A 23,618-nucleotide genomic window follows, 5' to 3' on the forward strand; every position below is an offset into this window, starting at 1 on the left:
TCTTGTGTCCGATGCGGCGGAAGGCGCAGCATTTGCATCTTATTCGTGCATCGGACGCCATATCATATGCTATGATCGATCCATGACATCGCCCGATCTCAATCTCCTCTTTGCCCTCGACGTCCTGCTGGCCGAAGGCAGCGTGGCGCGCGCGGCGCGCCGGCTGCGGCTCAGCCCCTCGGCGATGAGCCGGACGCTGGCGCGGCTCCGCGAGGCAACGGGCGATCCTCTGCTGGTGCGCGCCGGGCGCGGCCTGGTGGCGACGCCGCGTGCGGAGGAATTGCGGCGACAGGTCGGCCGTGTCGTCCAGGACGCGGAGGTGCTCCTGCGCCCGACCGAGTTGCTTGATCCCCGGAGCCTGGACCGGATCTTCACATTGCGCACCAACGAAAGCTTCGTCGAGGAGTTCGGGCCTCGCCTCGTCGCCCGCACCGAGGCCGATGCGCCAGGGGTGCGGCTGCGTTTCGCACCGAAGTCCGACAAGGATGCGATGTCGCTGCGCGAAGCGGCGATCGACCTGGAAATCGGCGTTGCCGGCGAGACCGGACCCGAGGTTCGCATCCAGGCCCTGTTTCGCGACCGCTTTATCGGTGCCGTGCGAGCCGGCCATCCCCTGGCCGAGGGCAAGGTGACGCCCGAGCGCTATGCGGCTGGCCGGCACATCAGCGTCTCGCGACGCGGCCGCGAGAAGGGACCGATCGACGAGGCCCTGGGCATGATTGGCTTGCAGCGGAGGGTCGTGTGCATGGTCTCAGGTTTTTCGGCGGCACTTGCCATGGCCCGGGCCTCGGATCTGATCGCCAGCGTGCCCGAGCGGCATACGGCAGGAGCGCGTGCCGGCATGCACAGTTTTGCGCCGCCGGTCGCTACCGTGGACGTCACCATCTCGATGCTCTGGCATCCGCGCCTCGAGGCGGATCCGGCGCAACGCTGGCTGCGGGACTGCGTGCGGGAAGTCTGTGCGGGTCGCTGACCGATCAGCGAGACATTGCCGTTTCGAGCGTCTTGAAAATCCGCTCGTCCGCGCATTGGGCAACGTTGAAGCGCAGGAAGCGGCTGGCTGACTGCGACAGGCTGAACGCATTGCCGGGTGCCAGAACGATGTTGTCGGCGAGCGCGCGGCGGGCGACGTCGGCCGCGTCTACCCGGTCCGGCAGGCCGCACCACAGGAACAGCCCGGCCGGTTGGTCGATCCAGGGCGTGATGCCGATCGCCTTCAGCCGGGCGCTGGTCTCGCCCATGGCACGCGAGAGGCGCGCGCGCAGCAAATCCATGTGCTTGCGGTAGCTGCCGTCCTTCAGCAACGTCAGCACAAGTTCGGCCGCCAGCCGTCCGCCGCCGAAAGTCGTGGCGATCTTGAGGTCGGCCAGGCCCTCGATCCAGTCGCGGGGGGCGGCGATGAAGCCGCAGCGGACCGACGCCGACAGCGTCTTGGAGAAACTGCCGATCTGGACAACGCGGCTAAGGCCGTCGAACGCCGCCAGCCTGGGGGCAGGGGCATGTTCGAAATCGGCGAAGATGTCGTCCTCGACGATGGTCAGGCCCGACTGGTCGGCCAGTTTGAGCAGACGATGGGCCGTCACCGGAGACAGGATCGCCCCCGTCGGATTGTGAATGGCGGAGTTGGTGATGTAGAGGCGCGGCCGGTGTTCGGCGAGCGCCTGGGCGAACAGCTCGATATCAGGCCCCGATTGCGTGTAGGGGACGCTGACGACCTTGGCGCGATGGGCACGCAGCAAAGCGTGGAAATTGAAATAGCAGGGATCGTCGACCAGCACGGTGTCGCCGGGCTCGATCAGGAACCGGCACAGCAGGTCGATGGCCTGGGTGCCCGATTCCGTCAGCATGATCTGTTCGGGCGAAGCTTCGATGCCATGCCCGGCCAGGCGCCGCGCCAGCAATTGCCGCAGCGGCGGCAGCCCGAGCGGCGTGCCGTAGTCGGCAAGCGCGACATCGTCGGCACGCGCGACCGTGCGCAATGCCCTGCGGAGCCCGGCCTGTGGCATCCATGAAGCCGGTAGCCAGCCGCAGCCGGGTTTCAGGACTTCCTCGCCAGCCTCCAGCGACTGGCGCGAAACCCAGAGCGGATCGACGGCACGATCGAGCCGGGGGCCGATCTCGGCCAAAGACAGCGGCGCCAGCGAGCCGGCGGCATAAAAACCGGAACCCGGCCGGGAGCGGATCGCGCCTTCGGCGGCGAGCCGCTCATAGGCTTCGACGACGGTGGATTTGGATACCTGCATGGACTTCGCGAAGGCACGGATAGACGGTAACCGGGTTCCCGGTGTCAGGCTGCGCGCGGCGATCCGCTGACGGATGGTCGCCATCACACTCTCCACAAGGGTGCGTGCGCCGTCGGGTTCCAAAGCAAGGTCTGTCATCCGTACTGCTCAATTCGTCACTACAGTTTCGTCGAATTGTACCCCATTGTCTCTGGCCGCGCCACGGTTGTTCGCACCATAGAGGGCGAAAGCAATGGAGCCTGCAATGGACAAGACGGCGAGCGGCTGGGTGAACGGATTTATCGGCGTGCTGATCTTCAGCGGCTCGTTGCCTGCGACGCGCGTGGCGGTGATGGATCTCGATCCGATATTCCTGACATCGGCCCGCGCGGTCATAGCCGGCCTGCTTGGTCTCGCCCTTCTGCTTGTGTTCCGCGAGAAGCGCCCCGGGCGTCATGACTTGCTGTCGCTCATCATCGTTGCGCTTGGCGTGGTCGTCGGCTTCCCCTTGCTGACGGCGCTCGCGCTGAAGCATGTCACGTCGGCCCATTCCATCATCTTCGTCGGCTTGCTGCCGCTGGCGACCGCGATCTTCGGCGTGTTGCGTGGCGGCGAACGGCCAAGGCCGGCCTTCTGGCTGTTCTCATGCCTCGGCAGTGCGCTGGTGGCGGGCTTCGCGCTTGCGCAAGGCGTGACGGCTTCGCCGGTCGGCGATGGGCTGATGCTTGCGGCCATCATCGTCTGCGGCCTTGGCTACGCGGAAGGCGCCGCGCTGTCGCGCAGGTTGGGCGGCTGGCAAGTGATCTGCTGGGCGCTGGTGCTGTCCCTGCCGGTCATGCTGGTGCTGACGGTTGCTACCCTGCCGTCGTCCTTCGCCAGCGTTGGCTCCAATGCCTGGATCGGTCTTGGCTATGTCTCGCTGTTCAGCATGCTGATCGGCTTCGTCTTCTGGTATCGCGGCCTGGCGCAAGGCGGCATTGCAGCAGTGGGGCAGTTGCAGCTGCTGCAGCCGTTTTTCGGGCTCGCATTAGCGGCGACACTGCTGCGTGAACAGGTCAGTCCGATGATGATCGTCGTCACGCTCGGCGTGGTGACATGTGTGTTCGGCGCGAAGAAATTCGCCAAGCAGGATTTGCCGCGGCGTGCGGCTGCATAGTGATGATGCCGACCCTCGCTAGAACTTCGTCACCACGCCAATGCCGATGCCCTCGAAACCGCCCATCGCCATCAAGGCCGCGGGCGCCTCGTCGAGGCTGATCTTCTTGCCGACCAGCAGTTCGGGCTTCAGCTTGCCGTGGCGGATCATCTCCATCATCGCGGGGTAGCGATAGGCCTGCATGCCGTGGCTGCCGAGGATTTCGAGCTCGAAGGCGATCACCTTGTCCATCGGCACCTGGGGGCGGGCGTGCTCGCCCAGCATCAGGCCGACCTGCACGTGACGTCCACGCCGGCGCAGGTTGGCTATCGAGTTGAAGGACGTCGTGGGGTGACCGAGCGCGTCCATCGACATGTGGGCGCCGCCATTGGTGATCTGCTTGACGGCCTTGACGACGTTCGGCGTCGTGGACGCGTTGATGGTCGCCACGGCGCCGATCTTTTTGGCGAAGTCCAGTTTCTCGTCGGTGAGGTCGATGGCGATGACATTGGCGCCCATCGAGCTGGCAATCATGATCGCCGACAGGCCGACGCCGCCGCAGCCATGCACCGCCACCCACTCGCCCGGCGTCACCCGGCCCTGGTCGACGATGGCGCGAAAAGAGGTGACGAAGCGGCAGCCGAGGCTGGCGGCGGTGGCGAATTCCATTTCGTCGGGAAGGCGCACCAGATTGGTGTCGGCGTGCTCGATAGCGACATATTCGGCGAACGAGCCCCAGCCGGTGAAGCCAGGCTGTGTCTGATGCTCGCAGACCTGGTGATTGCCGGAGTTGCATTCGAAGCAGCGGCCGCAGCCGACGGCGAACGGCACGGTGACGCGCTCGCCCGCCTTCCAGCGGGTGACCTGTTTGCCGGCCGCCACAACCACGCCGGCCAGTTCATGTCCCGGCACGTGCGGTAGGGTGATGCCGTCATCATGGCCCATCCAGCCATGCCAGTCGCTGCGGCACAGCCCGGTCGCCTCGACCTTGATGACGACGCCATCGGCAGCCGGCTTGGGATCGGGAACAGTCTGGATCGTCGGCGCTTCGCCGAATTTTTCGAAGACGACGGCTTTCATCGGTCACTCCACCCTTGAGACGGCATTTGTCACCGGAAAGATAGCCGATTCCTTGTCCGGTCAAGCGGAAATCGATTCCACCAGGATGGCCGCTCCGCCGAACCAAGGAACGACGTTTACCTGTTTTCCTGGTTGCGGAAATCGGCAAGCCTGGTGTCGCCGGGGGCTAGCAGACGACCGTCCTCGGCATGCACTTCAAGGCGCTTTATCGGCCTGCCGCTCTCGGTATCCACCATGAATGTGTAGGGCTCGCCGGGGCCGGAGAAATAGGTCTCGCCCCATTGGCGCAACGCGACCAGCACGTAGAACAGGCCGCGTCCTTTTTGCGTCAGCACATATTCATGATGCGCGCCGCCGTTGGGCGCTGGGACGGTTTCGAGGATGCCGTGCGTAACCAGATTGCGCAGCCGCGCCGACAGGATGTTCTTGGCGACGCCGAGGCTCTTCTGAAACTCGCCGAAGCGCCGCAATCCGTCGAACGCGTCGCGCACGATGAGCAGTGACCACCAGTCGCCAATCGCGTCGAGCGGTCGTGCGATCAGGCAGTCCGCACTCTGGTGGCTCGTTCGTTTCACCATGGCAATGGTTGGTCCAGATCGGTCATTTTGGTTGCAACATAAAACTGTTCTGTCTATCCAGCAAGCGGTTTCAATTTGAAACCGTTTGCGGAGAGCGACATGAATATAGAGGTGATGAACGGCGCCGCGACGAAGGCGGAGCGAACCGAGGAGCGCGAGCAGGTGACGCCGGCGTCATCGCCGGGATTGTCCGGGATGACCACGCTGATTTTCGCCGTTGCCTGCGGCCTGAGCGTCGCTAATGTCTATTTCGCCCATCCGCTGCTCGACGCCATGGCCCATGATTTCGCCATTGCGCCGGCCTCGATCGGCATCGTGGTGATGGTCACCCAGATCGGCTATGCGCTCGGCCTGTTGTTCATCGTGCCGCTTGGCGACCTGTTCGATCGCCGCAAGCTGATTGCGGGGCAGGCGGTGCTTTCGGCGGTGGCGCTGATAGCCGTCGGGGTCGCGCCGAACGCGGCAATGCTGCTGGCGAGTCTCGCCGTTGTCGGACTGCTTGCCGTGGTGGTGCAGGTGCTGGTGGCCTACGCGGCCGATCTCGCCGCGCCATCGCAACGGGGGCGGGCGGTCGGCACCGTCACCAGCGGCGTCATAACAGGGATCCTGCTTGCCGGCTTCGTCGCCGGCGTCGTCGCCGATTTCGCCGGCTGGCGCTGGGTCTATGTCGTCTCGGCCGCGCTCACCCTATTCATGGCGGTGCTTCTCTACCTCATCCTGCCGCGCCATGAGGCGGAGAGGCCAAGCACATCCTATCCGCGCCTGCTGGCCTCGGTGGTGCTCTTGTTCGTGAAGGAGCCACTGCTGCGTGTGCGCGCGGTTCTCGCCCTGCTGATCTTCGCCAGCTTCAACGTGCTGTGGGCGCCGCTGGTGCTGCCACTCAGCGCGCCACCGTTCTCGCTGTCGCACACCGCAATCGGACTTTTCGGGCTCGCCGGCGTCGCCGGCGCGCTGGGGGCGCGATGGACCGGTGGCCTGGTGGATCGGGGACGCGGGCAACTGGTCACCGGGCTCAGCCTGCTGCTGATGACAGCGGCTTGGTTGCCGATCGCCTTCATGGGCATGTCGCTGTGGCTACTGGTCGCAGGCATCGTCATGCTGGATCTGGCGATCCAGGCCACACACGTCACCAACCAGAGCCTAATCTTCGCGCGTCGACCGGATGCCCGCAGCCGGCTGGTCGGTGGCTACATGATCTTCTATTCGCTCGGCAGCGCGCTGGGCTCGATCGTCTCGACCATGGCCTATGGCGTGGCCGGCTGGAGCGGTGTCTCGCTGCTCGGCGTTGGCATCGGCTTGCTAGCGCTGCTGTTCTGGGCGCTGACGCTGCGCGTCGGCCGGTGAATTTACTCGGCGTCGATCTGGTTCTGGGGCGCGGCTTTCTGGAAGGCGGGTAGCGCCATGCAGGCGGCGTTGATGCGCGAAATCGTCGGGTAGGGCGCCATATCGACGCCAAAACGGGCGTTGCTGGTGACCTGGGCGACAAGGCAGATGTCTGCCAGCCCCGGCGTGTCGCCATGACAGAATGTGCCGGTTTCGGGCGAAGCCGTCAGCAATGTCTCGAGTGGGCCAAAACCTTCATTGACCCAATGCCGGAACCAGTTGGCGACATCCTGGTCGCCGGCGCCGAACAGGGTGCGCAGCGAAGTCAGCACGCGCAGATTGTTCACCGGATGGATGTCGCAGGCGATCATCTGCGCCAGCATCCTGACCCGCGCCCGGCCAAGCGGGTCTTTTGGCAGCAGCGTTGGTTCCGGCGTGGTCTCGTCGAGGAATTCGATGATCGCCAACGACTGCGTCAGCAGCGTGCCGTCGTTGCAGATCAGCGCGGGGACCAACCCTTGAGGGTTGACCGCGAGATAGGCCGCTTCCAGATGTTCGCCATGGCGCAGGTGATGCGGCACATAGTCATAGCTCAGCCCCTTCATCTCCAGCGCGATCCGCACCCGATAGGAGGTGGAAGAGCGATAGTAGTTGTGCAGGACCATGTTGCTCATGACTTTTCACTCATGACCGCGGTTGGCCGATGGTCACTTCGATCGTGCCGATGCCCTCGACCCCGCCTGATATCGTCTCGCCCGGCCTGACCGCGCCGACCCCGGCGGGCGTGCCGGTGAAGATCAGGTCGCCCGGTTGCAATTCGACAGCCTCGCTGCAGGTCGAGACGATGTCCGCCACAGGCCAGATCAGTTCGGCGAGGTCGGCATCCTGTTTCACCGCGCCGTCGACGGCGAGCCAGATACGCCCCTTCGCCGGGTGCCCGGCTTTTTGTGCCGGGACCAGCGGGCCGCAAGGCGCGGAACGGTCGAATGCCTTCGACCAGTCCCAGGGCCGCGCAGCCTTCTTGGCGACGTCCTGGAGATCGCGGCGGGTGAGGTCGATGCCGACGGCATAACCCCAGACATGATACAGTGCCTTGTCGCGGGATATGCGAAAGCCTGATGTACCGATCGCCACCACCAGTTCGATCTCGAAGTGGAGGTTTTGCGTCAGCGGCGGGTAGGGGATTTCAGTGCCGGAATCGACCACCGCGTCGGCCGGTTTGGTGAAGAAGAAGGGCGGATCACGCTCGTCATTGCCGAATTCGCGCGCATGCGCCGCGTAATTGCGGCCAACGCAGAAAATACGCCGCACGGCAAAGCGTTCGCCGGAACCGGCAATGGCGACGGAAGGCGTTGGCGGCACGGGAAGGACAAAGGCGGTCATGGCGATCTCTGCGTTTGATGGCGGCACATTCGGCCGATTTCGGGGGTCAGGCAAGGCGTCGCTTTTCATAAAGCACGGGCTTTGCCGCGGCTGGATAAGGAATTCAGGCTTCCCATCATTTTTTGCAGCGATGAATCCCGTCAACAGGCGATAGACTATTTGCCAATAATCCGGCCACAGTCAGGAGACTATGGTGTGCCCGGTAAACCGGAACGAGCCCTATGACAGCCCCTACCGATCGTGCCCGGTTCCTCATCATCGACGACCATCCGCTGTTTCGCGAGGCGCTGCACAGTGCCGTGCAGATGGCTTATCCCGAGGTCGATACGGTCGAGGCACGGTCGATTGCCGAGGCGCTGGATCTGTTGGCCGACGCCAAGCCTTTCGACCTTGCGCTTCTCGACCTCAGCATGCCCGACGTGCACGGCTTCGAGGGGCTCCTGCAGCTCAGGACCCGCTATCCGCGCCTGCCTGTGGTGATCGTATCGGGTCATGAGGAGCCGAGGATCATTTCAGAGGCCTTGTCCTATGGTGCCGCCGGCTTCATCCCGAAATCGGCGCGCAAGAGCGATCTCGCCGCCGCCATCCGCTCGGTGATGGACGGCGCCGTCTATGTACCGGAGAATTACGAAGGCCAGCCGCCGGATCCCGACAGCACCGACCGCGCCGACATGGTGCAGCGGCTTTCCAAGCTGACGCCGCAGCAATTGCGCGTGCTGCAGATGCTGCGCCAGGGCCTGCTCAACAAGCAGATCGCCTACGAGCTGCAGGTCGGCGAGACGACGGTGAAGGCGCATGTGTCGGAGATATTGCGCAAGCTCAACGTCTATAGCCGCACGCAAGCGGTGATCGAGGTGTCGAAGCTGGACAATGCGGAGCTGTTTCGGGATCAGGCCGGATTTTGAGCCATTAACTGTCCCCTAAGCCAGCAAATGCGCCAGCAGCGCGCGCAGTTGCGCGGGCTTCACTGGCTTGCGCATCAACTCGATGCCGCCGGCGCGGGCGGCCTTGGCGACAGCTTCCGAACTGTCGGCGGTGACGATCAACGCCGGCACGGCGCGGCTGAGATAGTCGCGGACCTCCGATATTGTCGCGGTGCCGAGATCGCCGCCGTCGAGATGCTGGTCGGCGATGACGATATCAGGCACCCAGTCGGTATCGCCAAGCAGGTCAAGCGCATCGTCGGTCGAGGTCGCGGCGCGTACCAGGCACTGCCAGCGCTCAAGCAGGAAGGTCATGGCTTCCAGCACCTCGGCATCGTTTTCGACCAGCAGCACCTTGGTGCCGAACAGGCCGTAGCCGCGCGGCCGCTCCAGGCTGGCGGCACTGGCGATGGCGTCGGCGGGGGCGCCGATGCCGACGGGGACATCGATGTGGAAGATGGTGCCGCGGCCGACCCTGGAGGAAAACGTCACGGGGTGGCCGAGCGCGCCGGCCATGCGGCGAACGATGGCCAGCCCGAGCCCAAGACCACCGCCGTCGATCTCGGCACTGGCCGGCGAGGTGCCGCGATGAAATTCCTCGAACACCGCTTCGCGCTGATCCTCCGGAATGCCGCAGCCGGTGTCGGCGACATCGATGCGGATGGTGTCGCCGCGATGGCGTGTGCCGACAAGGACGCCGCCCGAGCGTGTATAACCCAGCGCGTTGGAGAGAATGTTCTGCAGGATACGGCGCAGCAGCGTCCTGTCCGAGCGAGCAACCGCATTGACCGGTCGGAATTTCAGCGACAGCCCCTTCAACTGCGCCACAGGCTCGAAATCCGAACGCAGCGACGAGAACAACGCTTCCAGGCTGACGTCGCCAATGTCGGGCTGGACCACGCCCGCGTCGAGCTTGGAAATGTCGAGCAAGGTGCGCAGCAGGTCTTCCATGGTTTCCAGCGAGCGCTCGACCTGCCGCACCAGCTTTTTTCCCTCCTCGCTGGTCTGCACCTCGGCAAGCGCCGAGACGGAGAGGTGGGCGGCGTTCAGCGGCTGCAGCACGTCGTGGCTGGCGGCGGCGAGAAATCTCGTCTTGGACAGGTTCGCCAGTTCGGCGTTTTCCTTGGCGGCGCTGAGGTCGATGTTCGACTGCTCCAGCCTGCGCAAGGTCGAATGCAGTTCCTCGGTGCGCGTACGCACCCGGTTTTCCAGCGAGATCGCGGTCTGGAACAGCGAAAAGGCGTTGCCTTGCTGGTCCATCGAGCGCTCGACGCGGCTGACCAGGGCGGCGTTGATCCTCTTCAGCCTGTCGAGATCGTTGATGTCCCTGAGCGGCATTTTGTTGCGCCGCCCTATTCAGCCGCTTGCCGGTCACCGAAAGCGATGCCGGTGAAAGTCTGGTTCAAGTGCATCGACCGGTACTGTTCGCCATAGGTGCCGAAGCCGACGACATTGTTGACCCGGTAGAGCTCCGAAATATCGCGAAAGACCTGCCGGTTGCGTGCGTCCAGCCGGCGCAGCACGCAGTCGAAGCCAAGGATCATATCGATGCCGCCCAGCCTTTGCTCGACCTCGCGCAATGCCGCTCGTGTCGATTCGACCATGTCCTTGGGCTGGGCGATCGACAGCACCACACCGTCGTCGATGGCGCAGAAGAACGACAGCGAGCCATCCGCGTGCATCCTCTGGATCGAGCGGCAGTAATATTCGCCGCCCACCTTCACCACCACGGGATGCGAGGCGAAGCTCAGCGGTGTCAGGGTCTGCGGCAGGATGCCGACCGAAGCGGCATACTCCTCCGCCGCATTGGTGGCGTTGAACTCCCGCACGATGCGGTGATCCGGATCGGACGCGGTCACCACCAGCTTTTCGTCGGTGGGAACGAAGTTGTCGGTCTTGAAGACGTGGAACGGAATTTCCGTGGCGACCAGCACGATGATGGCGCTGTCCGAAGCGACCCTGCCGTTCGAGATCAGACGCGTCGTCTCGAATTTCAAATCGTCGCCGGCCGAGCCGCCGAGCAGCGGTATGTCGTCAAGACCCCAGTGGATGGCCGAACTCACCGCTTCCTCGGCATAGGACAGCCCATCGATGAAGCAGAGCGCGAAGGTGTTCCTGGTCTGCTCGCCGCCGAGCCGGGCGCGCAGCGTGCGCCGCAGGGCCTCGACCTCTTCGGTGATCCTGTCCATGCCCGAAGTCGACAAATTGTCGACCATGGTGCTGACCGCCGTGAAGGATGCCGAGGGCAGCAGCATCGCCAGCATATGGCCTTCCTCGAGCCCCTGCGGCGTAATCTCGCCGGCGGTCGAACAACCGGCGTGGTGGAGCCCCGGCGCGTGGACCGAGAGTGCCCGCGACAGGGCCCCGGCCTCGACAAGGCTCTGGGAAAAGAACACGAGGGCGAAGCCGGCATCGATGGCGGCGGCCTCGGCGGCTACCGCGCGTGCGAAATCATCCGGGTCGGGCTCGTCCGTGGTCAGCGCCGACAAGCCGCATGCATAGCGCGTCCGTGAACCTGTCAGCGGCGTTCTCCCGCATTTCCTCCGACGCCTTCTTGTGCGCGGCTTTTCGAGTGCTTCTTGTGCGCGGCGTCGAAGGCATTGTTGCCGCCACGAGGCGTTTTGGCAATGGGGCCACAGGAATGCGCTTCGGTGCCCTGGCCATGATCGAAAGTACAATGATCCGCCTTTTCCGTCGTGCTGTTTTTTGTGCATTGTGCGGTGTACGAATAACGCATGGCCGAAGTGCCAACGGCTCGTCGGCAGCGTGATGACCAAGGTTGACACCCAGGGAGGGGCTATGTCGGACGTTTCGTTGATGGTGAACGGCAAGCGGGTTGGTGGTGTCGTCGAGGATCGAACACTGCTCGTCCATTTCCTGCGGGAGAATCTCGGCCTGACCGGCACCCATGTCGGTTGCGACACCTCGCAGTGCGGATCCTGCGTCGTCCATGTCGACGGCAAGGCGGTCAAGTCCTGCACGATGCTCGCGGTCCAGGCGTCCGGGTCGACAGTGGTCACGATCGAAGGTCTCGCCAACGGCGCCGACCTGCATCCCGTCCAGGCGGCCTTCAAGGAATATCACGGCCTGCAATGCGGCTTTTGCACGCCAGGCATGATCATGGCTGCAACCGACATGATCAACCGCCATCCCGAAGGCCTCGACGAGGCAACGGTGCGGGCGGAACTCGAAGGCAACATCTGCCGCTGCACCGGCTACCACAACATCGTGAAGGCGATCCTGGCCGCATCGAAGACGATGTCGAAGAGCGCCGCGAAGGGCAAGGCGAAACAGGCAGCTTAGGCAATAGGCAATAGGCAATAGTGAGTAGGGCAAACATCGATATGACCACGAGCCCTTCCACTACTGCCTAACCCCTACTGCCTATCCCCTAAATTCGGGAGGAATTTCCATGGGCATCGAAGGCGTTGGCGCTCGGGTCGCGCGCAAGGAAGACAAAAGGTTCATCACCGGCGCCGGCCGCTATGTCGACGACATGGTGGTGCCCGGCATGAAGCATGCGGCCTTCGTGCGCAGCCCGCACGCCCATGCGCAGATCAAGAAGATTGACGTGAGAACGGCTCAGGGCATGCCGGGCGTCATCGGCGTCCTGACCGGCAAGGAACTCAAGGCCGACGGTATCGGCAACCTCATCTGCGGCTGGATGATCCATTCCAAGGACGGTTCGCCGATGAAGATGGGCGCTTGGTCGCCGCTGGCCGTCGACAAAGTCCGTTATGTCGGCGATGCCGTCGTCATCGTCGTGGCCGAGACCAAGGGCCAGGCACGCGATGCCGCCGAGGCGGTCGAAATCACCTACAAGGAACTTAAGGCGGTCGTCGATGCCACAACGGCACTCGAAAAGGGCGCGCCCCAGGTTCATGCCGAAGCCGAGAACAACCTGATCTTCGACTGGGAGATCGGCGACGGCAAGGCGACCGATGCCGCCATCAAGGCGGCAGCGCACGTCACCCGCATGAAGATCGTCAACAACCGGCTGGTGCCCAACGCCATGGAGCCACGCGCCGCACTTGGCCATTACGACAAGGCCGAGGATCATTACACCTGCTGGACGACATCGCAGAACCCGCATGTCGCGCGACTGGTGATGAGTGCTTTCTACAATGTCGCGCCCGAAAACAAGCTGCGGGTGATCGCGCCGGACGTCGGCGGCGGCTTCGGCTCCAAGATCTATATCTACCCGGAAGAGATCGTCTGCCTGTGGGCCTCGAAGAAGACCGGCGTGCCAGTCAAATGGGTCGCCGATCGCACGGAGAGCTTCCTCACCGACGCCCATGGCCGCGACCACGTCTCGACGGTGGAGATGGCTTTCGACAAGAACAACAGGATCACCGGGCTGAAGGTCGATACGATCGCCAATCTCGGCGCCTACATGTCGCTGTTCTCGTCCTGCGTGCCGACCTATCTCTACGCCACGCTCTTGTCGGGCCAGTATGACATCCCGGCCATCCACGCCAATGTGCGCACCGTCTACACCAACACGGCACCCGTCGATGCCTATCGCGGGGCAGGGCGGCCGGAAGCCACCTATCTGCTGGAACGCACCATGGAGGCCGCGGCACGCGAACTCGGCGTGTCTCCCGCGGACCTCAGGCGCAAGAACTTCATCACGACGTTTCCGCACCAGACACCGGTGATCATGAACTACGACGCCGGCGACTATGCGACCTCGCTCGACGCGGCGATGAAGACCGCCGACTATGCCGGCTTTGCCGCGCGCAAGGCGGATGCGGCTGGGAAGGGCAAGCTGCGCGGCATTGGCATGAGCTGCTATATCGAGGCCTGCGGCATCGCGCCGTCGGCGGCGGTCGGCTCGCTTGGCGCCGGTGTCGGCCTGTGGGAATCGGCTGAAGTGCGTGTGAACGCCGTCGGCACGATCGAGGTGCTGACGGGCTCGCACAGTCATGGCCAGGGCCATGAGACGACATTCGCGCAACTGGTCAATCAGCGCTTTGGGGTGCCGATCGACTCGGTTTCGATCGTCCATGGCGACACCGACAAGGTGCAGATGGGCATGGGCACCTACGGTTCGCGTTCGGGCGCGGTCGGCATGTCGGCAATTGCCAAGGCGCTCGACAAGGTGGAGGCCAAGGCCAAGAAGATCGCGGCCCATCTGCTCGAAGCCGACGAGGGCGATATCGTCATCGAGAATGGCGAGGTCAAGGTGGCCGGGACCGACAAGAGCCTGCCGTGGTTCCAGGTGGCCTTGGCTGCCTATACCGCGCATAATCTGCCCGCCGGCATGGAGCCAGGACTGAAGGAAACGGCGTTCTACGATCCGGCGAACTTCACCTTCCCGGCGGGCTGCTACATCTGCGAGGTCGAGATCGATCCGGAAACCGGAACGACGGAGATCGTCCAGTTCGTGGCGGCGGACGATTTCGGCAACATCATCAATCCGATGATCGTCGAGGGCCAGGTGCATGGCGGTATCGCCCAGGGCGTGGGGCAGGCGCTGCTGGAGGGCGCTCACTACGACGCCAGCGGCCAGCTGCTGACGGCAAGCTACATGGATTACACCATGCCGCGTGCCGGCGACCTGCCGTCGTTCAAGGTCTCGACGTCGAACACGCCATGTCCGAGCAACCCGCTCGGCATCAAGGGCTGCGGCGAGGCCGGCGCCATTGGCTCGCCGCCGGCGGTGATCAATGCCATCACCGATGCCATCGGCATCGCCGACATCGCCATGCCGGCCACGCCGTCGACCGTGTGGGCCGCGATCCGCGCCGCGAAGCATTGAAGAGCGAATAGGAAGTAGCGAATAGCGAATAGGGAGTAGCGAATAGGGAACGAACAGCGGTGCGGATGGACAGATTCTATTCGCTACTCGCTACTCCCTGCTCGCTCCTTCCCGAAGGGGAGAAAGACAGATGTACGCAGTCAACTATCACCGTGCCACCTCGGTCACTGAAGCCGCCAAGCTCGTGAAGAATGGGGACGCCAAGCTGCTGTCGGGCGGCATGACCTTGATCCCTGCCATGAAGACGCGGCTGGCGGCCCCTTCCGATCTGGTCGACCTGTCACGCATCAAGGAGTTGCAGGGCGTCAAGGTGTCCGGCAAGACGGTCACGATCGGCGCTACCACCACGCATTTCGATGTCGCCAATGACGAGAAGCTGCGCAAGGCCTGCCCGGCGCTTGCCCATTTGGCGTCGCTGATCGGCGACCCGGCGGTTCGCCACAAGGGCACGATCGGCGGCTCGATCGCCAACAATGACCCGGCGGCGGACTATCCGGCGGCGCTGCTGGCGCTGGGCGCCACCATCATCACCAACAAGCGCGAGATATCAGCCGACAAGTTCTTCAAGGGGTTGTTCGAAACCGCCTTGAAGGATGGCGAGATCGTCACGGCGGTCTCCTTCACCGCTCCGGCAAAGGCCGCGTACGAAAAATTCCGCAACCCGGCCTCGCGCTACGCGATCGTCGGCGTGTTCGTGGCCAAGGGCAAGGATGGCGTCCGGGTTGCCGTCACCGGCGCCGGCGACGACGGCGTCTTCCGCTCGAAGGAGATCGAGGCGGCACTCGCCAAGAGCTTCGATGCCGCTTCGCTCAATGGCGTGAAAGTGCCGGCGAAGAACTTGATGAGCGACATCCACGCTTCATCAGACTACCGCGCCAATCTGATCGCGGTCATGGCCAAGCGCGCGGTGGCGGCAGCCAACGCCTGACGCAAGATCGATTGCGGACAAAAAGGGGCTGTAGCGGCCCCTCTTTCTTTCCTGGCGCGTGTAGCTGCCTAGCCCCCGGCGCCGCGTCCCATCCTCTGCTTGAAGCAATTGCGGCCCATGCTTGCTTGGGAATCGCATTGGCGACAATCTCGCACTTGCACAAATTCATATTGCACTGCAGTATGGGTTGGGGCGGGAATGCGAGCCGGGTTCGGAATCCTTACCGCCGTGCCCTTTCGCATGCCAATGCGAAGGGATCGGCATGTCCGAAATTTCCGCGACCCATTTGGTTCCGTCCCGAGCGATCGCCGACCGATCGGCGGCCAGGACAAGGCTGGCCTATCTCGATGGCTGGCGCGGCCTGTCGATCGCCCTGGTGCTGATCGGGCATTTTTTCCCCGTTCCCGGCATCAATCTGGGCGTGCTGGGTGTCGAATTCTTTTTCGTGCTCAGCGGCCGGCTGATGGCCGAAATCCTGTTCATCGAACGCTATCCACTGAAGAAATTCTTCAAACGCCGCTTCTCGCGCATCTATCCGGCGCTTCTGGTCTTTGTCGTCCTCGCCATGGTCGCGCTCTCCGGCACGTTCATCGGCTTCAAATGGAAGGCGGCCGTGACGGCCCTGACATTCACCTACAACTATGCCGGAATTCTCCTGAACCGGGCCGGCGCGCTCGACCACATCTGGTCGCTCTGCATTGAAGAGCATGCCTACATTATCCTGGCGGCGATCAGCGCAATCGTTGCCAGCCGAAGCCGTGTCGTGCCGCTGCTGCTGGTCCTGGCTGCGCTGGCCATGGCTAATGGCGCGGCTTCCTACTGGTTCCTGCACATGGACTATGAAACCACATACTGGCGCACCGACGTGCACATCGCCTCGATCCTGCTGTCGGCCGCGATCTGCCTGCTCAAGGCCGACGGCAAGCTCCCGTCCTTGCTGAAGGGACCCTATGTCGCCGTTGCGGCGGCTGCCGGCGCGGTCTTCCTGTTCATGGACGCCGTGCCGACACCGATCCACTACCTGGTCGCGGTGCCGTTGCTGGCGATTGCCGTCAACGCGCTGGATTTCAGCACGAGGTTCTTGTCGGGATGGCTGTCATCCTTGCCGATGACGACACTGGGCCTGTGGTCGTATTCGCTCTATCTGTGGCAGCAGCCCTTCTACAAATTCGTCTACGATCAGGGCACCAACCCATGGCCGATGCTGGCCGGCGTCTTTGCCTGCGCGCTCTGCAGCTACTACCTCATCGAGCGCCCGGCGCGTGAATGGCTCAACCGCAATTGGTGAGTGAGCGCCGCCGATGGCGAGCGCCACCGGATCAGGCGGCGATCCGCCTGACGTAATAACGCACCGCTTTCTTGCCGCCGTGGATCACCGCGTCGCCGACTTCGGCGAAGCCGAGGGCGGCGTGGAAGGCGTCCGAGGCGGGGTTGGGCGGGTCGGTGTTGACCTCGCAGGTGACCAGCGTGTGGCCGGCGCTCTGCGCATGGTCGAACAGGTCCCGATAGAGCAGGCGAGCATGGCCGCGGCCTCTTGCATGCGCCGCCACGACGACGCGGTCGACATAGATGAAGTGTTCGTAGCGCTCGCGGAACCAGACGAAGTTCGGGCTGTCGTAGTTCGCATCCTGGTCGAAGGTCATGATGAAGGCTTCGAGATCACCGATGCGGCGCGCATAAAATGCCTCGCCGAGCAGGAAGGACAGCCGTTCGGCTTCGAGCCACGACAATTCGGCGGCGTGCTCGTTGTTGAGCGCCAGAATGGCGGCTTCGTCGTCCTGCGCTATGCAGTCTATCGGAGGGGTCATGCCTTGGCCGCCGTGATCGTCGCCGCCACCAGCGGTGTATCGGTCAGTGTGTTGCGATACTCGCGGTCGAGATCGGAGCCGCCCATGCCGACCTTGGGATTGCGGTAGCGCATGGCGCTCGGCACGTCCTTGAGGGCGGCGAAGTGCATTTCGGCCAGGCCGGTCCTTGCGCGCACCTCGGCGATGTTGCCGAGATCGAGCCCGCCACAGCCGAGGATGATGATGCGCCCGTCGGCCTGACGCACCAGATCCGCCAGCAGTGGCAAGCCCTCGATCGCGGTGTCGCGCTGGCCGCTGGTCAGCACACGGCCAACCTTGCAGCGGATCAGCGCTTCCAGCGCCTCGGCCGGATCGCGCGTCATGTCGAAGGCGCGGTGGCAGGTGACGTTCAAGGCGCCTGCGGCCTCGGTCAATTCGCCCATGCGCTTCTCGTCGATGGTGCCGTCGGCGTTCAGGCAGCCGAACACCACGCCGGGCACGCCGAGTTCGCTGAGCGCGGCGACATCGGCGAGCATCGATCGGTATTCGGTCTCGCTGTAGAGAAAATCGCCGCCGCGCGGCCGCACCATGACGTGGAACGGCACGGTCGCCTGGTCGAGCGCTGCGCGCACCGTGCCGAGGCTGGGCGTAATGCCGCCCTCGACCAGGCTGGCGCAGAGTTCGACCCGGTCGGCGCCGGCGGCCTGCGCGGCGAGCAGGCCATCGATGCCTTCGACACAGATTTCGATCAGCGGCGGGCGAGTTTGCGTGGTCAAGGGGCGATCCAGTTCATCATGTTGTGGAGAGCCCTAGCACCACGACGGCAGACGCGAAAGCGTGAACCTACGCCGCCATTTGGACCAGATGGCAGATTCCATTCTTGACTGTTGCATAACTGCATGGTTATGAGTAATGTATAGCTGGCAGGTTATTGATTGCGCGTGGTGGCGCGACGACAACAACGAGAGGAGCAAGGCATGACGGAAACCAAATCGATCGTCGTCGAAAGGCTGATCCCATATTCGGCGGAAAAGATATGGCGCGCACTGACCGTGCCAGCACTCGTCGGCGAATGGCTCATGCAGAATGACTTCGCGGCGCAAGAAGGGCATCGCTTCACATTCCGCGCGACGCCAGTTCCCGGATGGTCTGGCGTGACGAACTGCGTGGTGCTGAAAGTCGAGGTGCCGCGGCTGCTGGCCTACAGTTGGGGCGATGGGACGGAATCGGACAGTGGGTTGAAAACCGTGGTGACATGGTCACTGACGCCCGAGGGTGTGGCGACCCGGGTGCGAATGGAGCAGTCGGGATTCCGGCCGGCCGACGAGCGTGGCTATATCGGCATGGGAAGTGGCTGGCCGCGCATTCTCGAACGGCTCGAACAGGTTACCGCAAAACAGGCCTGATACGCGGCGGGCAGCCAACAGTTTTCATCAAGTTCGAAACCCTGGATGCGAGTCGTCCGGGCCGGGAAAACACGCCCAGAGAAACAATTCAAAAGGAGAACGACCATGCAAGCAAGGATCAAGAACCCGGTGATGCTCATCCCCGGTTCGGTGCAGGCGCTGCTGGCGCTGGACAAGTCGACCGAGGCGGCCGACGTGCCCTATGTGACGCGCAAGCTCGTTCATCTGCGCGCCAGCCAGATCAACAACTGCAGCGTGTGCGTCGACATGCATGCGCGCGAACTGAAGAAGGCCGGAGAAAAGGACGAGCGCATCTTTGCGCTGGCGGCATGGCGCGAGACGCCGTATTTCACTGACGCCGAACGCGCGGCATTGGCGCTGGCCGAAGCCGGCACCAGACTGGCCGACCGGTCGGACGCGGTGCCGGACGATGTCTGGGACGAAGCGGCCCGCCATTATGATGAAAAGGCCCTTGCCGCGCTGGTCATCCAGATCGCGCTGATCAACGCCTTCAACAGGCTGAACGCAGCGACCCGGCAGCCGGTTGGCGCCTGGGGCTAAGCGCTGGGGCTGCCGCGAGGCGAGGGGCGGGCGGCGCATTGCCTTCCCGCCCTCGGGGCACCTGCAGCCTGGCGGCTACTGGCGCAATTCCGTATTCTTGGCGCCTTCCTCGACCTGATCGATCACCAGGAGCTTGACCGGCCCATCGCCAATGTTGGTGGCCTGGTGCCACTGCCCGATCATTTCGACGATGAAATCGCCGGTCTTGTAGGTGTTGCTGTTGCCGGTCTCGACATTGGTGACCTTCAGCGTTCCAGCCTGGACATAGGCGTAGCGCGGGAAGGGATGGCGATGGACCGGCAAGGTCGCGCCGGGCGCGATGTCATAGGTCGAGACCAGCACCTGCACGTTCTTCTGCGGCAGCGTGATCGGCTGGCCGGATGCCGTGGTGGTGCGTGATGCGAGCGGCGTCACCACGACCGGGGTTCCGCCGCTGTCCAATGCATGAGCGCCGGTCGCGAACGATGCTGCCGTGAGCAGCAATGCTGTTGCCAGGATTTTCCGCATGATGTCCTCCCTTGACCGACGCATCTATCGCGCGGCGGCGGCAGCGTGCAAGGCCGCTCGTGACCAGAGGCGGAACCTGGCGCGCACTTGCCGAGCCATATTCCTCACCCGCTTCCAACCCGAATGCTTTCACCGCAAAAGTCTGGCGCATGCCCGATCTTGAATGGCCGTGGTGCCGCTCCGAAAATTTTTTTGGGCGACCTCTTGAACAAAAAAACCGTGATTCCCAGATCGTTTTCCGTCGAGGCTTCGGCTCGACATACCGCGCCGCAGCAGCGCTGCGGCGACCCGTAAACCATGTTGCTTCACGGAGGATATGGCTATGAGAAGCTTTGATTATTCCCCTCTTTACCGCACCACCGTCGGCTTCGACCGGCTGTTCGACATGCTCGAAAACAGCGTCCGCTCCGACTGGCCTCCCTACAACATCGAGAAGAATGGCGACAACGACTATCGCATCACCATGGCCGTCGCCGGCTTCGGTCCTGACGAAGTGGACCTTGTGCAGAACGGCCCTGAATTGTCCGTAATCGGACAGAGGAAGCCTGATCAGCAAAATCTGGAAATCCTCCACCGCGGCCTGGCGATAGGCAACTTCAAGCAGGTGTTCAAACTTGCAGACCACGTCAAGGTCAAGGCGGCCAATATCCATAATGGCCTGCTGTCGGTGGACTTGGTCCGCGAAGTGCCCGAGGAACTCAAGCCTCGGCGCATCGAGATCCGCTCCGAAGCCAGAGCGGTTCCGCTTCAGGAGAGCGGCAGCAAGCAGTCCATGGATGCAGAGCTGCAACGCAAGGTCGCCTGATACTGGCAACCTCAGTCTGTGGTCCGCCTCCCGGCCTGGCCGGGAGGCACAGATCGCGGAGAATGGAGATGAGATACGAATCTGACTGTTTTCATGAATCCAGACTGACAGATCACGCAGCGGAATTCGCTGCCTTGCGTACGCCCGAAGACGTCCTGAACGAGGACATGACGGTCGGCGAGAAGCGGGCTTTGCTCGCCTTCTGGGCTTCAGACGCCAATGCGGTTCCCGACAATCCCACCCTACGCCAATTGGACAGCGGTGCCATTGCGCAAGTCAGCGAGATTCTTCTTGCGCTCCACACCCTGGACGAGATTGGCCGCAAGCCGCCGGCCAGGGCACCGTTTGACCGCAGTCCGTCTTCAGGCCGGCGTCGAAACAAAACGAGGCGTAGCTGGCTGCGATACCCCTGGCGGGATGACGATGACGATGATCCGCCGCCGGTTCCGGCCTATGCCGGTGTCCCGCCCAGATGTGGAGATGGCGGCATGTTCGCGGAGCCTGAGCATGCCGTTGCGTGAAAAGCTGAACCAGCAAACCAAATCGCTCAACCGAATGGAGGACCATATGGGCGACAGGACGTTCGATCGACCAGTGTTGGTTAGGAATGGTCAGTTCATTCAAGAAATACGAAGTCTTGATCACGCATTCGATTTCCTGGACGAGTGGCCGCGGGAACGTCGGGGCCCGATTTTCGAGACGGCCTTCCGGGCTTGCCAGCGTGCTTACGACGGTCAGATACCCCTGTCGGTCGCGCGCGATGCCGTCGCTGGGTTCGCGAGATCCGTCAAGATCCTGCAGGAGCCGCTTGCTCCGCTCCCCTGGATGAGCGGCACCAAATCAGGCCGCGGTGGGGTAGCCGCCTAGCTGGGGCAACGGCAGCGGCCAGAGGTGTCGCTGTCACAGCCCGTCAAGGCGCTCCTCTTAGGCAATCGGCCTTTCCGGGGCTCCGACTGCAAGAAGATCAATCTCAGCCTCGTCTTCGCCGGCCAGACCGTTGGCATCAAACAGGTCGAAGACCATATCTGGCTGGCGAGCTTCATGGCCTACGATTTGGGATACTTCGATGATGAGACATGCAGGCTCGAACCACTCCAAAACCCCGTCGGGCCAAAAGTGTTACCCATGTCTCCGGTATAAACCGTAACCTATGTGTCCGGAACGGACCTTGGAAATGTTGGCTCCCCGGGCCGGATTCGAACCAGCGACCAACCGGTTAACAGCCGGTTGCTCTACCACTGAGCTACCGGGGAACGGAGGCTCTTTGAGCAAGTGGCGCAGCCTATAGCAAACCCGTTTCGGCTTTGCAAAGAAGCATTTCGCATTTTTCCGAGACTTTTTCGCGCAGCGGTTTCTCGCAATCGGCCTTGGCCGCCCTCATATTAGTCGTCTTGGTGACGGCGCGGAACCGAAAGGGCGGTCGCAGCTTTCGTAAAATGACATTATCGAGCCCCCAGACAGGCAGTTCTTCGCGATGACGGCAGCGGACGAAAACCGGATAGCAGCACGAAAGATCTCGGTTTTCGGCCGCGAATTCACCATGCCGCAGTCGCGCGGTCTCAGAATCACGATCGGCGTGCTTTTGACCATTGGCGGCATTCTCGGTTTCTTGCCGATCCTTGGGTTCTGGATGGTGCCGCTCGGACTGCTGGTGCTCTCCTACGAATTTGCCATGGTGCGCCGCCACCGGCGCCGCTTGGTCGTCTGGTGGGAGCGGCGACGCCGGCCGGATTGAGCGGCCGATACATCTCGCACGGCGGTGGTCTCCGAAGAGAATCAATTCTGGCCCTGTCTCTCGGTGCCAGTGCCCGATTCCTTCGAATCCGGTTGCGTGCCTGCCTTCAAATCCTCGCTGATCTGCTTCAGGACCGCGGAAGCCGAGGCCAGACGCGCGCGGTCACGCGGTGAAAGCCTGCCTGTGCCTTCTATTCTCAGGCAGTTGATGGCGTAGCGCACTAAGTCCTCGGACCCCAGCAGCGGTACGTTTTCCGTTCCGTTCGTTTCGTCGTTCGGTTTGGCCAGGGCATGGCGCAGTCCTCCCGTTTCACAACGCAAGCCGGAGCGCGGAGTTTCGCTCGATCATCCGCCATGCTTAACGGATTGCGAATGTGAGCGGGTGGCTATGACGGCGAACTGACAGGGCTGCAGCCGGCGCAGACGAAACCGTTCGGAATACGTCGTGGCCGCTTGACGGCTTTTTCGCCGCAACCTATTGGAACCGGGTGGAACGCCGGGAGCAACGAGGCCTCGTGGCGGAGTGGTTACGCAGAGGACTGCAAATCCTTGCACCCCGGTTCGATTCCGGGCGAGGCCTCCAATACCCGGGCTCCCGCGCGTCAGCGCCGGAGCCTGAAGTTCCGGTCGACATGAACCGCGATTCTGACGCGGCAAGCAGATTGGTTGGGACATGAGCGCTGATTTCTCCGAACTTCGCGTCAAGATGGTCGATGGTCAGGTCCGCACCACCGACGTGACCAGCGCGCCGCTGCTCGAGGCGTTGCTTTCCGTGCCCCGCGAGGTTTTCGTCGGCGATCGCCAGCGCGATCTTGCCTATATCGACGAGGACATCCGCATCGCAGACAGCGCCGATGGCTCGCGCTACCTGATGGAGGCTTCGCCGCTGGCCAAGCTGATGCAACTGGCCGAGATCAGTGTGACCGATTCGGCGCTCGATGTCGGCTGCGGCACCGGCTACGCTTCGGCGATCCTGTCGCGCCTGGCGAGGTCCGTCGTGGCGCTCGAAAGCGATTCGGCATTGGCGCAAACCGCCGCGTCGACCCTGTCCAGCCTGGGCTGCGGCAATGTGACCGTGGTCCAGGGCGCTCTGGCGCAAGGCCATGCGGCGAAGGCGCCGTACAATGTCATCTTCATCGGCGGCAGTGTCGCCAAAGTGCCGGCGTCGCTGCTCGACCAGCTCGCCGAAGGCGGCCGCCTGGTTGCGGTCGAGGGTCAGGGCAATTCGGGCGTGGCGCGGCTTTTTTTCAAGGCGGGGGGGGTTGTAACCGGGAGAAGGGCATTTAATGCGGCAATTAAGCCACTACCCGGATTCGAACGTGAGCATGCTTTCGAATTCTGAATGATTTGGCCTTGCAGCAAAGGCTTTGTCATGGTCGCTTGCATTTGAACGATCGTTGCTGATCCCAGACTGGGGGCACTTTGGGCTGAGCAACAGGGAACATGAAACACGCCGTTCGGGCTGCTCAGGAAGAGAAGCTGGTG

The 23,618-nt window shown here is 63.2% G+C and carries 26 protein-coding genes and 2 tRNA genes; 16 read left to right on the forward strand and 12 right to left on the reverse strand.

Annotated elements, in window-relative coordinates; all coding sequences use genetic code 11:
• The first annotated feature begins 82 nt into the window (after positions 1-82).
• On the forward strand, positions 83-973 hold the full coding sequence (locus tag EN861_RS27540; RefSeq protein ID WP_127280150.1) for a LysR family transcriptional regulator: 891 nt from the start codon (positions 83-85) through the stop codon (positions 971-973).
• 4 nt (positions 974-977) lie between these two features.
• Here EN861_RS27540 and EN861_RS27545 read toward each other — a convergent pair whose 3' ends face one another.
• Positions 978-2,381: a PLP-dependent aminotransferase family protein gene (locus tag EN861_RS27545; protein WP_127872688.1), complete on the reverse strand. Its 1,404-nt coding sequence runs from the start codon at positions 2,379-2,381 to the stop codon at positions 978-980.
• Positions 2,382-2,487: 106 nt separating this feature from the next.
• Here EN861_RS27545 and EN861_RS27550 point away from each other — a divergent pair, with 106 nt between their 5' ends.
• Complete coding sequence (locus EN861_RS27550) at positions 2,488-3,378, forward strand: DMT family transporter (protein ID WP_127280262.1); 891 nt, start codon at positions 2,488-2,490, stop codon at positions 3,376-3,378.
• 18 nt (positions 3,379-3,396) lie between these two features.
• Here the strand turns inward: EN861_RS27550 and EN861_RS27555 are convergent, their stop codons facing one another.
• Both EN861_RS27555 and EN861_RS27560 read right to left on the reverse strand, forming a co-directional pair.
• Complete coding sequence (locus tag EN861_RS27555; protein ID WP_135866787.1) at positions 3,397-4,437, reverse strand: zinc-dependent alcohol dehydrogenase family protein; 1,041 nt, start codon at positions 4,435-4,437, stop codon at positions 3,397-3,399.
• 116 nt (positions 4,438-4,553) lie between these two features.
• On the reverse strand, positions 4,554-5,015 hold the full coding sequence (locus EN861_RS27560; protein ID WP_135866789.1) for a helix-turn-helix domain-containing protein: 462 nt from the start codon (positions 5,013-5,015) through the stop codon (positions 4,554-4,556).
• 99 nt (positions 5,016-5,114) lie between these two features.
• Here EN861_RS27560 and EN861_RS27565 point away from each other — a divergent pair, with 99 nt between their 5' ends.
• A complete protein-coding gene (locus EN861_RS27565; RefSeq protein WP_135866791.1) occupies positions 5,115-6,359 on the forward strand; it encodes an MFS transporter in 1,245 nt (414 codons plus the stop codon).
• A 2-nt stretch (positions 6,360-6,361) separates the two neighbouring features.
• Here EN861_RS27565 and maiA read toward each other — a convergent pair whose 3' ends face one another.
• Entirely contained in the window at positions 6,362-7,012 is a 651-nt protein-coding gene (maiA, locus tag EN861_RS27570; protein ID WP_135866793.1) for a maleylacetoacetate isomerase, read from the reverse strand.
• A 10-nt stretch (positions 7,013-7,022) separates the two neighbouring features.
• Complete coding sequence (locus EN861_RS27575; RefSeq protein ID WP_135866795.1) at positions 7,023-7,721, reverse strand: fumarylacetoacetate hydrolase family protein; 699 nt, start codon at positions 7,719-7,721, stop codon at positions 7,023-7,025.
• Between the two features lie 221 nt (positions 7,722-7,942).
• Between EN861_RS27575 and EN861_RS27580 the strand changes: the two genes are divergently transcribed.
• Complete coding sequence (locus EN861_RS27580) at positions 7,943-8,626, forward strand: response regulator transcription factor (protein WP_127872682.1); 684 nt, start codon at positions 7,943-7,945, stop codon at positions 8,624-8,626.
• 15 nt (positions 8,627-8,641) lie between these two features.
• On the opposite strand, the gene EN861_RS27585 is transcribed toward EN861_RS27580, so the two are convergent.
• Genes EN861_RS27585 through EN861_RS27595 form a run of 3 tightly spaced genes read right to left on the reverse strand, consistent with a single transcriptional unit; the run spans position 8,642 to position 11,381 of the window.
• Complete coding sequence (locus EN861_RS27585) at positions 8,642-9,982, reverse strand: hybrid sensor histidine kinase/response regulator (RefSeq protein ID WP_135866797.1); 1,341 nt, start codon at positions 9,980-9,982, stop codon at positions 8,642-8,644.
• 14 nt (positions 9,983-9,996) lie between these two features.
• Positions 9,997-11,133, reverse strand: a complete 1,137-nt coding sequence (locus tag EN861_RS27590) for an FIST signal transduction protein (RefSeq protein ID WP_135866799.1) — start codon at positions 11,131-11,133, stop codon at positions 9,997-9,999.
• A 29-nt stretch (positions 11,134-11,162) separates the two neighbouring features.
• On the reverse strand, positions 11,163-11,381 hold the full coding sequence (locus tag EN861_RS27595; protein WP_135866801.1) for a hypothetical protein: 219 nt from the start codon (positions 11,379-11,381) through the stop codon (positions 11,163-11,165).
• Between the two features lie 62 nt (positions 11,382-11,443).
• Between EN861_RS27595 and EN861_RS27600 the strand changes: the two genes are divergently transcribed.
• From EN861_RS27600 to EN861_RS27615, 4 genes are all read left to right on the forward strand, one after another.
• Positions 11,444-11,947: a (2Fe-2S)-binding protein gene (locus EN861_RS27600; RefSeq protein WP_135866804.1), complete on the forward strand. Its 504-nt coding sequence runs from the start codon at positions 11,444-11,446 to the stop codon at positions 11,945-11,947.
• 109 nt (positions 11,948-12,056) lie between these two features.
• On the forward strand, positions 12,057-14,405 hold the full coding sequence (locus EN861_RS27605) for a xanthine dehydrogenase family protein molybdopterin-binding subunit (protein WP_135866806.1): 2,349 nt from the start codon (positions 12,057-12,059) through the stop codon (positions 14,403-14,405).
• 130 nt (positions 14,406-14,535) lie between these two features.
• Positions 14,536-15,333, forward strand: a complete 798-nt coding sequence (locus tag EN861_RS27610; protein ID WP_135866808.1) for a xanthine dehydrogenase family protein subunit M — start codon at positions 14,536-14,538, stop codon at positions 15,331-15,333.
• A gap of 262 nt (positions 15,334-15,595) precedes the next feature.
• Positions 15,596-16,621: an acyltransferase gene (locus EN861_RS27615; RefSeq protein WP_135866810.1), complete on the forward strand. Its 1,026-nt coding sequence runs from the start codon at positions 15,596-15,598 to the stop codon at positions 16,619-16,621.
• Positions 16,622-16,652: 31 nt separating this feature from the next.
• Here EN861_RS27615 and EN861_RS27620 read toward each other — a convergent pair whose 3' ends face one another.
• Both EN861_RS27620 and EN861_RS27625 read right to left on the reverse strand, forming a co-directional pair.
• Entirely contained in the window at positions 16,653-17,141 is a 489-nt protein-coding gene (locus EN861_RS27620; protein ID WP_135866812.1) for a GNAT family N-acetyltransferase, read from the reverse strand.
• On the reverse strand, positions 17,138-17,896 hold the full coding sequence (locus tag EN861_RS27625; protein WP_189521750.1) for a copper homeostasis protein CutC: 759 nt from the start codon (positions 17,894-17,896) through the stop codon (positions 17,138-17,140). The genes EN861_RS27620 and EN861_RS27625 overlap by 4 nt, the downstream gene beginning before the upstream one ends.
• Positions 17,897-18,097: 201 nt before the next feature.
• Here EN861_RS27625 and EN861_RS27630 point away from each other — a divergent pair, with 201 nt between their 5' ends.
• Both EN861_RS27630 and EN861_RS27635 read left to right on the forward strand, forming a co-directional pair.
• Complete coding sequence (locus tag EN861_RS27630; protein ID WP_127279182.1) at positions 18,098-18,526, forward strand: SRPBCC domain-containing protein; 429 nt, start codon at positions 18,098-18,100, stop codon at positions 18,524-18,526.
• Between the two features lie 105 nt (positions 18,527-18,631).
• The gene (locus tag EN861_RS27635; protein WP_135866814.1) at positions 18,632-19,087 is read left to right on the forward strand and encodes a carboxymuconolactone decarboxylase family protein; all 456 of its coding nucleotides are present in this window, start codon (positions 18,632-18,634) and stop codon (positions 19,085-19,087) included.
• A 75-nt stretch (positions 19,088-19,162) separates the two neighbouring features.
• Here EN861_RS27635 and EN861_RS27640 read toward each other — a convergent pair whose 3' ends face one another.
• Entirely contained in the window at positions 19,163-19,594 is a 432-nt protein-coding gene (locus EN861_RS27640) for a cupin domain-containing protein (RefSeq protein ID WP_135866816.1), read from the reverse strand.
• A 322-nt stretch (positions 19,595-19,916) separates the two neighbouring features.
• Between EN861_RS27640 and EN861_RS27645 the strand changes: the two genes are divergently transcribed.
• From EN861_RS27645 to EN861_RS27655, 3 genes are all read left to right on the forward strand, one after another.
• Positions 19,917-20,399: an Hsp20 family protein gene (locus EN861_RS27645; protein WP_127277412.1), complete on the forward strand. Its 483-nt coding sequence runs from the start codon at positions 19,917-19,919 to the stop codon at positions 20,397-20,399.
• Positions 20,400-20,467: 68 nt separating this feature from the next.
• Complete coding sequence (locus EN861_RS27650) at positions 20,468-20,920, forward strand: hypothetical protein (protein WP_135866819.1); 453 nt, start codon at positions 20,468-20,470, stop codon at positions 20,918-20,920.
• Positions 20,921-20,966: 46 nt separating this feature from the next.
• Complete coding sequence (locus EN861_RS27655; protein ID WP_135866900.1) at positions 20,967-21,266, forward strand: DUF982 domain-containing protein; 300 nt, start codon at positions 20,967-20,969, stop codon at positions 21,264-21,266.
• Positions 21,267-21,577: 311 nt separating this feature from the next.
• Here EN861_RS27655 and EN861_RS27665 read toward each other — a convergent pair.
• A tRNA-Asn gene (locus EN861_RS27665) sits at positions 21,578-21,652 on the reverse strand.
• Between the two features lie 221 nt (positions 21,653-21,873).
• Between EN861_RS27665 and EN861_RS27670 the strand changes: the two genes are divergently transcribed.
• From EN861_RS27670 to EN861_RS27680, 3 genes are all read left to right on the forward strand, one after another.
• Positions 21,874-22,134, forward strand: coding sequence for a hypothetical protein (locus EN861_RS27670; protein WP_127872671.1), 261 nt, complete (start codon positions 21,874-21,876; stop codon positions 22,132-22,134).
• Positions 22,135-22,642: 508 nt separating this feature from the next.
• Positions 22,643-22,716, forward strand: a tRNA-Cys gene (locus EN861_RS27675).
• A gap of 90 nt (positions 22,717-22,806) precedes the next feature.
• The gene (locus EN861_RS27680) at positions 22,807-23,475 is read left to right on the forward strand and encodes a protein-L-isoaspartate O-methyltransferase (protein ID WP_135866821.1); all 669 of its coding nucleotides are present in this window, start codon (positions 22,807-22,809) and stop codon (positions 23,473-23,475) included.
• Positions 23,476-23,618: the final 143 nt, after the last annotated feature.

Origin of the sequence: Mesorhizobium sp. M8A.F.Ca.ET.218.01.1.1 (assembly GCF_004791165.1) — a bacterium.
GTDB lineage: Bacteria > Pseudomonadota > Alphaproteobacteria > Rhizobiales > Rhizobiaceae > Mesorhizobium.